Source organism: Legionella cardiaca (genome assembly GCF_029026145.1).
Taxonomy (GTDB): domain Bacteria; phylum Pseudomonadota; class Gammaproteobacteria; order Legionellales; family Legionellaceae; genus Tatlockia; species Tatlockia cardiaca.
In genome coordinates this window covers 947,093-959,332 of the sequence record NZ_CP119078.1, presented here as the reverse complement: position 1 = coordinate 959,332, position 12,240 = coordinate 947,093, and the positions used below count along the sequence as shown (strand labels likewise).

The window sequence follows — 12,240 nt, the reverse complement described above, 5'->3', positions numbered from 1 at the left end:
TGGTCTAAGGGATGTTTTGTCGATAACAGCCTGCCTGACATTATTGCGATTAGATGACAAGGATGGCAGCTGACAACGCAGGTCATCGTGAAAGGGTAAAAAAAGTGTTATAAATTGCTTAAGCACCTTTTTTACACCACTCGAAAATTCACGCAAGTTTATGACTGATTAACCTTTGACTCCCTGCCTAATTAATCGCTCAATCTCATCAAAGTCAGGCGGGCCCTCCTGGGGCGCTGGTGGATTTAATATATCTTTTAGACGAGCACCTCCAGAAACATTTTTTAAATCACCTTTTTTAACTTTTTCTTTAGTTTGTTTTTTTGCAAACGTTGGAGAAGATTTTTTCATGGTTACCTCTTGAAAACGAAGTCTTTACTTTGAGAGCATAAGGCCACCCTATTTCAAATGAATTTGCACCCTGATATTTAACTTATTTATCTTTTTCTACCTACTCCTGGGAATAAAGGGTGTTCTCCCGAGCGCCAGGTATCATCGGAGGGCCGTCTTCTGCCACCAGAAATATTTTTTAAATCCTCTTTTTTAAGATTTTCCTTAACGTTAGTTTTAGAGGGATCTTTTGCAGACTTTTTCATGATTTTGTCCTATAACAATAAGGTACCTTTTAAGAGTAGAACAAAATTTAACAAAAGGTTTAATTATGTGCGGTTGCTTTACCATTGACACGGATTACGAAAAAATTAAAGAGCAATTTGGTATCCACCAGATTGAGCCACTACTCAATAGTTTTAACGTCGCCCCAACTGGAAATGCGCTGGGTATTGTGTCCTGGTATGTGAAAGAAAAGAAAACACACTTTTAATCAATATGCCTGCAGAAACCGTTGCCGAAAAACCTGCTTTTCGTCAAAGCTTAAAATACCGTCGCTGCATTGGTGTTTTTTGAATGACAACATCATTAAAAGATGAAAAAAAAGTCAAACAACCTACTACATCACACGAGCCGATAAAAAACTCATGGCAGTTGCCGTCCTTTGGGAGCGATTTGGACCGAAGCCCTATATAATGATTCCCTCCTATTGCGTGCCAGCCACAGAACCCATCCCGTAGTCTATAGTAGCTATAGCTCCAGGTGTCCCGCCAATAGCCATTCCTCCACGGATTTATTACCGTCTTCCTTAGTCACTACTGACACGAAAGAAACAGGAAAAACAACTTTTCCTTTAAATTAACCTGATGTTGTATAATGCAATTTTTAAACTTAGAAATTTAATAGGTTTTTTAAAATTGCCTTTATTTAGTAACCTAAAGCTTGTCTTTAAAAAGTTATCTATTTAATTTCTAAATTTATTAATACCTTCCTTTGCAGCTTCGGTAAGGGTGGTTTCAACTTTGAGGCCGAACTTATCGTTATTCTTCGCGATAAAGAAGGAGGCTGTATTAAATAAAGATGAGGGGGATGCCTGAAATCCAAGGCGTATATAAGCATTTGCATCCGCTCTACTTAAATGGGGATTTAATTGTGTATTATCTTCATCAATTAAAATCATTTGCTCTGCTCCAGGGAGGCGGGTTTGAATGGCTTGACGTTGTTCTGGGCTCATCCTCTTTACTTCGCGAGTCATTAAAGACACCGTTTCAATATTTTGAGGTATAGCCTGGAAAATAAGCATTAAATCTTCTGCTGGTATATCTTCAAGACAATTCTGGCTCAAATCAAAATGGATGACTCCTGAATCTTTAAGGACGCTCAATATCGCTACCAGCTCCTCTGCGGTCTTTTCTCCAAGATTATTAAACTCCAAATTAAGATGGGTGATTCCCGAATCCTTGAGGGCGCTCAATATCGCTACCAGTTCTTCTGCGGGCCTTTGCCCAAGATAATTTCCGTTCAAATTAAGATGGGTGATTCCTGAATCTTTGAGAGCGCTCAATATCGCTACCAGCTCCTTTGCGGTCTTTTCTCCAAGATTATTTCTGCTCAAATCAAGATGGGTGATTCCCGAATCTTTGAGAACGCTTAATATCGCTACCAGCTCTTCTCCAGTCTTTTGACCCAACCGACACTCGCACAAATCAAGATGACTGATTCCAGAATCCTTAAGGACGCTCAATATCGCTACTAGCTCTTCTACAGTCTTTTGCCCCAAGTTATTTGATTTCAGCTCAAGGTGGATAACTCCTGAGTTTTTGAGGGCACTTAATATGGCTACCAGTTCTTCTCCGGTTCTTTTCTCAAGTTCATTTAGACCCAAACAAAGATGAGTAACTCCTGAATTTTTGAGGACACTCAATATGGCTACCAGCTCCTCTCCGGTCCTGTCTCCAAGATTAGTACCCTGCAAATTAAGATGGGTGATTCCAGAGTCCATAAGGACGCTCAATATCGCTGCCAGCTCCTCTCCGGTCTTTTCTCCAAGATTATTTCTGCTCAAATCTAGATGGGTGATTCCAGAGTTCTTAAGGACACTCAATATGGCTATCAGCTCCTCTGCGGTCTTTTTCCCAAGATTATTTCTGCCCAAATCAAGACAGGTAACTCCCGAGCCTTTGAGGACACTAAATATGGCTACCAGCTCTTCTCCTGTCTTTTGACCCAGCTCACACTCGCTCAAATCAAGATGAGTGATTCCAGAATCCTTAAGGACGCTCAATATGGCTACCAATTCTTCTCCTGTCTTTTGACAAAGATTATTCTTCCTCAAACTAAGATGAGTAACACCAGAATTCTTGAGCACACTAAATAGAGATATCAGCTCTGACTCTGTTTTTTCCCCAAGATTATTTCTGCCCAAATCAAGACAGGTAACTCCCGAGCCTTTGAGGACACTAAATATAGCTACCAGCTCTTCTCCTGTCTTTTGACCCAGCGCGTTTGATTCCAAATCAAGGTGGGTAACTCCATAATTTTTGAGCACCCTAAATAGAACTATCAGCTCTGCCTCTGTCTTTTCCCCAAGATTATTGCCGCACAAACTAAGATAAGTGACTCCAGAGTTTTGTGTTTGTTGCAATTCAGATATTAATTGTTCTATTTGATTGTTAAAGAGATGTAGATACATGATAAACCCTAGCCGGACTTGAAATTATTATGAACAATTATGCCAATTTATATTCATGCTTGTCAATATTAGAACAAAATCCATTGAATATCTATATCATGAAAGAACAATCAACTCTCAAGCGCCCACAACGGAAGTTCTCCCTGAAATACTACCAGTACCTGGTTCTGCAAATGATTAACCCAAGACAAAGGATAGCTACACTGGTTCCTACAATGGCTATAAACTCCAAGTGTCCCACCAATAGTCAATCCCTCCTGGATGTACCCCTTTTCTTTTGTCACTAATATTGAACCATAATATTTTCGCCTACCTTACCGACATGAAAACACTGATTTATTCTGGCTTATATCCTTGATAAATTATGAACCAATGCTTATTAGTTTTTAAAATGAATCTGCAATTTGTGAAAAAACCGCTTATGTGGTGTTGCAACGTACAGTGTTGAAATTATCAGGAAAGCCCTGCCTTGAACTTGATGAAATAGTGCCTAGACAATCCATTATGTCCTCTTGCTCGTTTGGAGGTCTGCAATCAGATTTTGGGTTTATTCAAGAGGCCATCAGCCATCATTTGCTAAATTTTGTCCCAGGATATTACCTAGACATCCTCAAGGCTCTCCAAAAGATCATTGTTATTTCTCCATGATAACGCTAGACTTGCTTACGAAAGTCCCGGTGGCACAGCTGGATAGCGCAGCCCCCTCCTAAGGGGCAGGTCGGAGGTTCAAATCCTCTCCGGGACGCCAATGAAATCAGGAATTATGTCTATTTATTCCCAATTTTAAGTATTATTTTTAAGACTGGTAAAATTAGTTTGTTGGGTCAAAATGACCCAACAAACTTGCTTGCTCCAGGCTAATATACAGTCGTAGGTTAATAAGATTTCTCCAATGACGCCACCCACGCGATTGTTCCTTGACGAATTAGGTAAACCTTTTCAATTTCGATTGACTGCAAAAAATCGTCATCATGTGAGATGACAATCATCGCTCCGGGATAATTTTTTAAGACTTGAATCACATGTGCACGTGTTTCCAAGTCTAAATTGTTTGTAATTTCATCTAAAATCAATAAAGCAGGCGTTTTGGCAGCGATGCAGCATAAAGATAGTCTTGCTTTCTCTCCACCTGATAAATCTGCAATGGTTGTTTCAACCTCTTCCGTTTTACGGAATAAAAAATCATTGAGATGTGCTCTTAAGTCATTATTTGTGGCTTTGGGCATGAACAGCGCTACCATTTCCAACACAGTTTTATCGCTATGAAGATTTTGATAGTGTTGGTCTAAATAGCCTACCGTTGTGCGATTTGGCAATATCCACGTACCGGTTTTTTTCAAGTTGCCGTCATCGAAAATAGCTTTTACAAAGGTCGATTTGCCTGAGCCATTATCGCCTATAAGAGCAATGCGATCACGCCCGGAAATAGTCAAACCAATATTTGACAATAACGGTTTACCCGGAAAATATTCTAATGCTCCACTAGCGATTTGAACAAGCGGTCGATTTGTAATTTTATGACTATTAATATAAAACTTAGGTACAATGCTCTCTGGTAGAGAAAGCTCAGCTAATCTATTTGTCAGATTCGCTTTGGTACTATCGATGACTTTTAATTTCTTACCCTGAGACTTTTCAGCTTTCATGCCTTTTAAATCGCCAACCGTTTTAAGCCATTTACGATTCGCTACTTTCTTCTCCCCTTTAGCACAGCTTTTAGCAGTACGTTGTTGTTCTTGCCTAAGTTTGTCGTGCATACCCTTTTTTTGCCTGTTTAAGCGCGTCAGTTCATTCTCAATGGATAGGCGCCTTAGCTCCTTCTCACGTATATAATCATCGTAATTACCTGAAAATATATGGATTTTTCCATTATCAATATGCCACAAAGTATCCACAGAGTTTCGCAAGAGTTCGGTATCATGAGAAACAATAATCAGCGTACCAAGATAAAACTGTAACATCCGCATCAAACTTATACGATTGCGTTTATCCAGGTGATTGGTAGGCTCATCAAGCAATAAAAGATTTGGTGAATGACAAAGTGCTGCAGTGAGTGTGCGATTTAAACGCTCTCCACCACTCCATGGTTCATGAGTATCAATTATCTGCGGTAAATAGCCAAGCTTAATATTATCTGGTAAGTGGATACTTCCTTCATGGTAAACACATGTGCCGTTGAAGGCTTTAAGCAACGTTGATTTACCTGTGCCATTACGACCGATGATCGCAATCCGACTACCATACAGAACTTCTGCGCTAAAATCTAAGAAACATTGTTTTTGTGGAAAGGAAAGACCAAAGTTTTTAAATTGGATGGGCTTATGCATGAAATTACACTCTTAAGTATTGAGAAGGGATAGTTCATTACCCTTGTCTAGTCAGGGTTTACTTAAGCTGTAATTATCATCGGATTTAAAAGCCTCAATCTGAAGTGACATGTTTAATCTAGGATCATACGCAATTAGTAAATAAAGATCAATTTGGTACCGCTATAGTCTATCCGGATACATTCATGAGTTGTCTGGGTATCGCCATCTTTTGAACAATTTATCGATTTTTTTAATGGTATATTGTTGTGTCACTCTTGCGTAACCGGAATGACACAAATTTCAGATTAAAATGCATAGTTAAATACCGATTTGTAACTGATTCACACGCGACGACAAGCTTGAACTTGAACTAAGCACATAAAACTGCAATTAAAACCAACCGCATTGTGATGAGAATTTTTCTGTTGCTTATTCAAGATCGTTAAACTTATTAACGTTTACGTCGTTCATCAAGTATACGACGAATCTCAGATGGATCTGGAAGCTCAGGGATATGAACCCTGCCTCCGGAAATATTCTTTAAATTCTCATTTTTTATAGTTTCTTTAGTTTTATCTTTTACAGATTTTTGAGAGGACTTTTTCATGATTTATCCTAAAACAAAGAAATATTTTTTAAGCATAGCCCAATTTTAATAGTTTTAAGCATATGCGTCTGTTTCATGTCGATATGGCTACAAAATCTGGAATTTACTCTATGATAGTTGGGCCGAAGCCCAACTTACGTGAAATGAGTTGAAAACTTAAATGTAGTTAAATACAGTTAATCCTTGAATCCTTGAGAAACTTTGTTGGGCTGCTTGTAGATAAATTCTTTGCAAATCCAGTTTTACAGCGACCTCAGCAAGGTTAACATCAACTAATGAAGATAAGGTTTCCTCACTGGTTTGCACCAGATCGCCATTCACTTGCTCTGCTACATCCAATTGATTTAAGCGTGCACCAAGCTGGGCTTGATATGCCAAGACATTATCAAGAGCGGCATCCAATTGATCGAGCAATTGATTATTTTCAGTCGATACGACAGCTTTGTCAGTCACGGTTAAAAAAGGCCGATTTAAATTTTTAACCATGCGATCCACTGTTGAAAAAACAGACTCATTTTCTGCTGGTTTAATAGCAAATGCATCCCCTGCAGCAGGATTACCATTAATGGTTACCTGAATACCATTAAAAGTCACTGTAGCGCCCTCTTGGTATACGGGAGCATCATCTGGAAGTCCTGTAGGTGGAATAACATTCCCAGTACTTAAACCATTCACCATGACAACCAGTTCATTTGATGAATTTAAGGCAAATTGCAGCGTGTAATCATCGGGAACGTATGAGGTCACATCAACCACAGTACCTGAATTAACTGAGCCACTACCCACATTGGGAGTAGCAGTTTGCCCGACGGTAAAATAGCCATTACCATTTATAATACGCATAAACAAATCAGAACCATTATCATTTATGGCGACATTCAATCCACTACTAATTGCCTGGAATCGTTGTGTTTCATCTCCATTGTAAATGAATTGTCCACTCACATCCCTGGTAATTGCCTGAGTAGCAGTTTTGCCGCCGCTAAATAAGTAATAGCCATTGCTATCTTGAGTGTTTGCAAGTCCTTGTAACTGACCTAATAGACTTTGTGCTTCCTCGCCTAAGGCTTTACGGTCAGCTTCAGAAAGAGAGCTATTTCCTGCCTGAACCTGTATTTCGCGAACTCTCTGCAGTACATTAATAATGTTGCTTAATGTACTCTCCTCAAAATTTAAAGCGCCTAAAGCTGCATCGCGATTCTGTTGCAAACGTTCAGTACTGTGGATACGTTGCTTCATAAGGTCAATTTTTGCCGCAGCAATTGGATCGTCTGACGGCGATTGCACTTTTTTCTGTGACGATAATTGTTGTTGAAGTTTTAATGTTTCAACTTGTTGGGCCAACATATTATTCAGCCCGCGCGTAAAAATTTGATTGGTTGAAATTCGCATAATCACCTCATCGCGGCGAATAATATATCCATCATCTGTCCAGAAACTGCCATTACTTTACTGGCTGCTTGATAGGCCTGTTCAAAACGTAGCAAATTTGTTGCCTCTTCATCTAAATTAACACCGGCTTTACTATCGCGAAACTCTACGGCTTGTTGATGTAATATATCGGCAGCGTCGCTGCGAAGTTTAGCTTGATAAGTTTTTCCGCCAACCTGAGCAATTAAGTTAGAATACCTGTCAAATATACTTTCACTGCCACCTTCAAATATCTTATTTTGTTGTAGTGCATTTAGTCTTAAACCGTTGCGATTGTCGCCAATCCCCCCACTATTAAATGATGCCGTGAAGCTATCGCCTGTTTTAGGAATTCCTGAAAGTACGATGGAATAAGAGGGTGCTAAGGCGTCGGGAATCAAAACAGTATTATCCGCGTTAGGAGTAAATGTAATAGGCCCTGTTGTTATACTGTCTGTCACATTAATCAGGTTATATTGCGTATCGGAAATAAACTCAATGCGGAATTCTTTATTAACATCTGTTGTGTTAAATACATCACCCAAGGCAATACGACCATTACCTGTATTTGCTAATGAAGCCTGAGTGCGTACTGGCGATGCAAAAGCGATTTCTCGAGCATCGACTACTTTTAATTTTAAATCTCTTGCCGCTCCTCGAGTTGGACTAATAGTAAAACGATCATCATTACTCAAATTAGACACATTATCGACCGTGATGGTCATACCATCAATGACAATTTGTCCAGCTGGAGGAGTCGGTGGACTATTTGTCCAGTTTAAGGTGGTTGATTGACCATCTGATTTTCGAATTAATCTAATTTCATTCGTTAAGGAATCAGTAACTAATAATTCATAATCACTCAGCTTCGTTTGTGCAATATCTGATATAGCAACTGATAAAACACCTGAACCAGTATTGTTGGTTGCTGCAACTGCACGAGTTAGCTGTAAGGACATGTCATTAAAATCAGTAAAAAAATCTTTACCAATTTGGCTATTCATATCAATGCCCAAGCGATGTTGTGCGTTAAACGTTGTTGCAAGACCTATTGCCATTTGTCCCAATAGTTGGCTCGCCTGTCCTATGACGTCCTCTTCAAAACTTAATAAGCCGCCTAACATACCGGAATGCAAGTTCTTTGTTACTTCGGTCTGGCCAGCACCGTTATCAATGGTAATTCTTGTGCCCACTTGTCCTGACGTATTGGGTGCAATTGCCAGATCACGATGCTCTGTGCCCATAACAAGCATTTCACCACTTCCAATAGCAACACTTATTCCTGAGTCACCTTGGTCAATTACGGTAACAGTGGTGTATTGAGATAATTCCCGAAGTAATTCATCTCGCTTGTCGAGTAACTCAGGTGCATTGCGTATGCCGCTTAGTTGTTCATTCACTTGAGCAATACTTGCTGTTATTTGATTAATCTGAGCAATCGCTTCATTGATTTGCGTCGTATTATTTCGTTGATACTCATCCAGGCGAAGCTGCATGGTATTAAACTGGTCAACTAATAATTCACTTTGCTTTATAGCTACTCCGCGGGAGGCAAGACTATCAGGCGCTTCGTTTAATTGGGCCAGCGCATTAAAAAAGTTTTGTAAACTTGCAGAAACGCTTGTTCCATCTTGAGATAACAGTTTATCTATCTGTAAAGCCTGTTGATAAAAGGTATCGTATTCTGTTTTGCTTGTCAGTGTTTCACGAACCTGTCGGGTTGCAAAAAAATCATTATTACGTTTGATATTAGATACTCCAACGCCCGTACCAATATAAGAACCAGCGTAACGTTGTGAGGGCATTGGAGTAAATTGTGTTGTTTGTCGTGAATAGCCACTATTATTCGCATTGGCTATGTTATTGCCAACAACCTCAAGGGCTCGTTGGAATGCACTAAGACTAGATGCAGCAATACTTAAAATCCCTGACATACTCTTACTCCCTTATCAATATTCCCTATCAAATTAAGAATTGTATTCAGTTCTTATTCCTATTATCTAATACTGAGTTATTCTAATGAAAAACCATTCCTTTCCAGTGCTTGCTGTAATTCATCACCATGATAAATTGCCAGAATTTTAGAAGCATAATTCGGATCAGTAGCGTAGCCTGCGCGATGTAACTCATCAACATAGCGTTCTGGGTCTTTGGTATTTGCCAGAGCAGCTTCATAGCGACTATTTCCCTGAATTAATGCAACGTAATCATTAAAACTATGCTCTATCGACGGATATTTACGAAAAGATGCATTGATTTTAATAGGTGTATCGGCAATGTATTCGGTAGTTTTAGTTTTAACCATATCTTCTGTGTCTGAAGTGGCTTTAATATTAAATAAATTGTTACTACTGCTACCATCAACGCCTTTTGTAACATACTGTCCCCACCCTGTTTCAAGAGCGGCTTGAGCCATTAATATTTTAGGATCAAGTCCTAACAAATTAGCCGCCTGTCGCGCATAAGGCCAAATTGATTTCACGAAATCATCGATAGTAGTAGCAGTTCCCACTGAACTATTTCCACTTGTAGTTAAAGCATGTTGCGGTGCCATACGTGTTAACAATGATGATTGATTGACCGAGTTCAAAGAAGAGCCGTTACTCGTGGAATTAATTTGAGGATTTTGTCCAAGTTGTTTTGCAAGCACAGCGGCCAATCCAACACCTTGAGAGTGGGCAATATTATTGGCGTATTGTGCATCCAACATATCTTGAAAAGTAGAGGCAGTATTACTCTTGAATGGGCTTGATTCATCAAGGAAATATTGTCCTCCCATGCGCATACTTTTTAACATGGATTGTAGAAAAATTGCTTCAAATTGCTTTGAAACTTCAGGCAAAGCCTTTTGCCCATCAGCCTGCGCTTGCTGTTTTAAATTTTGTAAACTCTTAAAATCACCTACAGCGATCCCATCAATTGCCATATCAACCATCCTGGTTAAATAATGATTATTGTTGCATTTAATGCGCCGACCTGCTTTAAAGCTTCAAGAATAGCAACTAAATCAGCTGGTGTGGCACCCACGGCATTAATTGCTTTAACAATATCTTTTAAAGAAGCACCCGGAGCGAATAAAAAGGTATGACTATTTTTTTGTTCCACATTAATTTGCGTATCAGGTACAACTACAGTTCGACCTGCAGCAAAAGGATTTGGCTGGCTGACGATGGGATTCTCACTGATAGTAACAACCAGATTTCCATGAGACACCGCGGAAGGTTTCACAAGTACGTTTTGGCCAATTACAACCGTACCTGTTCGTGGATTAATGATGATCCTTGCTTCTGCTTCAGCCGGCGTAAACTCAATATTTTCCAATACAGAAACATAGTTAACGCGATTAGCTGCTGTTCTAGGAGCGGTTACTTCCACTGAAGCAGCATCAATGGGGTGAGCTGTCCCTGGGCCCATTAATTCATTGATAGCATCGCTCATGCGTTTGGCAGTAGTAAAATCTGGACTATGCAAATTATAAGTTAAGGTTCTTGAAAAATAGAATGGGTTGGGAATGTCCACTTCGACTGTCGCACCGTTTGCAATTCGCCCACCACTTGGCACGTTAACTGTAACACTTGAACCATCCTCTCCACTGACCGCTAAGGCAACTACGGTAATATTGCCCTGCGCCATGGCATAAACACGACCATCCGCTCCTTTTAATGGTGTCATTAGAAGGGTACCGCCACGGAGACTTTTTGAATCGCCAATTGAAGATACATTGACATCCATGGTTTGCCCTTTTTTCATGAAAGTACTTAAACTTGCAGTCACCATCACAGCGGCAATATTTTTTGAATTAAGTTTTGTTCCTGGAGGAATATTGATACCTAATTGAACTAGCATATTAGTAAAACTTTGCTCCGTGAAACGTGTGCCAGTTCTATCGCCGGTTCCATCAAGCCCTACAACTAATCCATAACCGACTAGCTGGTTTGTTCGCACACCGGCTAAAGTCGCAATGTCTTTAATGCGCTCAGCATAGACAAAAGAGCCTAGCATATTGAGAAAAACTAATAAAAAAACAACATAAGCTTTGCGCATCGATTCGTCCTGTTATCTTAAATCGCAGATTCTACGCTTAAGAACAATCATTCATATTTCTTGCTTGTCATCCTTGGCAAAATGATGACTTCATCAACAAACCTTCACCATGGCGACAAGCTAAAAACATAACATTCTATAAACATTACACAGGAAAGAGAGGTCCCCAAATAAAGCGAGCAAACCAACCCTGCGCATTGGTATTATTAATTTGACCTGTACCACCATAAGAAATTCTTGCATTAGCAATCCTTTCAGAGGTGATTGTATTATCAGGTCTAATATCTTGCGGCCTGATAATCCCTGATAATCTTACAAATTCACTACCCTGATTGATATGTATCCACTTTTCACCCTGGACTACCATATTGCCATTAGCAAGAACTTTGGCAACAGTGACCGAAATGCTTCCCGCCAATTTATTATTTTGCACTGATTGCCCTTCACCTTCAAATTTACGCTTCGCATCCAGGTCAAAATCCATGCTGTAACCACTTCCAAAATCAATTGGGCGTCCAAGGAAAGTCGCATTAAATATTTGTGTTTTGTCATTCTTTCGTTGACGTGTAATTGCTTTCTTTTGAGCATCCGTTTTTTCAATTAACAGCACAGTAATCAAGTCGCCCGGGTGTCTTGCTCTAGGTGTCTCAAAGAGTGGTAATGCCGTCTCCGCATTATAAATAGCGCCATTAATATGTCGCGTTTGTTTTGGATCAGGCCCTGTCGGGTAGGTCGGAGCATAATCAGGATGCGTCCCCGGGTAGGGAGGAAATAACGCCTCGCAGCCACTTAATAAACAAATTACTCCTGCCCCTATCCAAAACCTAAGACTAGCCATTACTAATTCC

11 protein-coding genes and 1 tRNA gene are annotated in these 12,240 nt (G+C 39.8%); 2 read left to right on the top strand and 10 right to left on the bottom strand.

All coding sequences use genetic code 11. The annotated features are described in order from the left end of the window. Positions 1-168: 168 nt before the first annotated feature. Both PXX05_RS04185 and PXX05_RS04180 read right to left on the bottom strand, forming a co-directional pair. A complete protein-coding gene (locus PXX05_RS04185) occupies positions 169-351 on the bottom strand; it encodes a hypothetical protein (protein ID WP_275089806.1) in 183 nt (60 codons plus the stop codon). 86 nt (positions 352-437) lie between these two features. Beyond that, positions 438-596, bottom strand: a complete 159-nt coding sequence (locus PXX05_RS04180) for a hypothetical protein (protein ID WP_275089805.1) — start codon at positions 594-596, stop codon at positions 438-440. A 65-nt stretch (positions 597-661) separates the two neighbouring features. Here PXX05_RS04180 and PXX05_RS04175 point away from each other — a divergent pair, with 65 nt between their 5' ends. Continuing rightward, positions 662-823: a hypothetical protein gene (locus PXX05_RS04175; RefSeq protein WP_275089804.1), complete on the top strand. Its 162-nt coding sequence runs from the start codon at positions 662-664 to the stop codon at positions 821-823. Between the two features lie 471 nt (positions 824-1,294). Here PXX05_RS04175 and PXX05_RS04170 read toward each other — a convergent pair whose 3' ends face one another. Then, the gene (locus PXX05_RS04170) at positions 1,295-3,022 is read right to left on the bottom strand and encodes a leucine-rich repeat domain-containing protein (RefSeq protein WP_275089803.1); all 1,728 of its coding nucleotides are present in this window, start codon (positions 3,020-3,022) and stop codon (positions 1,295-1,297) included. 671 nt (positions 3,023-3,693) lie between these two features. On the opposite strand from PXX05_RS04170, the gene PXX05_RS04165 reads away from it, so the two are divergent. Further along, positions 3,694-3,770 (top strand) — tRNA-Arg (locus PXX05_RS04165). A gap of 127 nt (positions 3,771-3,897) precedes the next feature. Here PXX05_RS04165 and PXX05_RS04160 read toward each other — a convergent pair. From PXX05_RS04160 to PXX05_RS04130, 7 genes are all read right to left on the bottom strand, one after another. Continuing rightward, complete coding sequence (locus PXX05_RS04160) at positions 3,898-5,349, bottom strand: ABC-F family ATP-binding cassette domain-containing protein (protein WP_275089802.1); 1,452 nt, start codon at positions 5,347-5,349, stop codon at positions 3,898-3,900. Between the two features lie 433 nt (positions 5,350-5,782). Continuing rightward, the gene (locus PXX05_RS04155; protein ID WP_275089801.1) at positions 5,783-5,938 is read right to left on the bottom strand and encodes a hypothetical protein; all 156 of its coding nucleotides are present in this window, start codon (positions 5,936-5,938) and stop codon (positions 5,783-5,785) included. A gap of 156 nt (positions 5,939-6,094) precedes the next feature. Next, complete coding sequence (gene flgL / locus PXX05_RS04150) at positions 6,095-7,330, bottom strand: flagellar hook-associated protein FlgL (protein WP_275089800.1); 1,236 nt, start codon at positions 7,328-7,330, stop codon at positions 6,095-6,097. A gap of 2 nt (positions 7,331-7,332) precedes the next feature. Next, positions 7,333-9,282 (bottom strand): flagellar hook-associated protein FlgK, encoded by a 1,950-nt coding sequence (flgK, locus tag PXX05_RS04145; protein WP_275089799.1) that lies wholly within the window; start codon positions 9,280-9,282, stop codon positions 7,333-7,335. A gap of 77 nt (positions 9,283-9,359) precedes the next feature. Next, entirely contained in the window at positions 9,360-10,274 is a 915-nt protein-coding gene (gene flgJ / locus PXX05_RS04140) for a flagellar assembly peptidoglycan hydrolase FlgJ (RefSeq protein WP_275089798.1), read from the bottom strand. 14 nt (positions 10,275-10,288) lie between these two features. Then, a complete protein-coding gene (locus PXX05_RS04135; protein WP_275089797.1) occupies positions 10,289-11,392 on the bottom strand; it encodes a flagellar basal body P-ring protein FlgI in 1,104 nt (367 codons plus the stop codon). Positions 11,393-11,537: 145 nt separating this feature from the next. Continuing rightward, the gene (locus PXX05_RS04130) at positions 11,538-12,230 is read right to left on the bottom strand and encodes a flagellar basal body L-ring protein FlgH (protein ID WP_275089796.1); all 693 of its coding nucleotides are present in this window, start codon (positions 12,228-12,230) and stop codon (positions 11,538-11,540) included. Positions 12,231-12,240 lie beyond the last annotated feature (10 nt).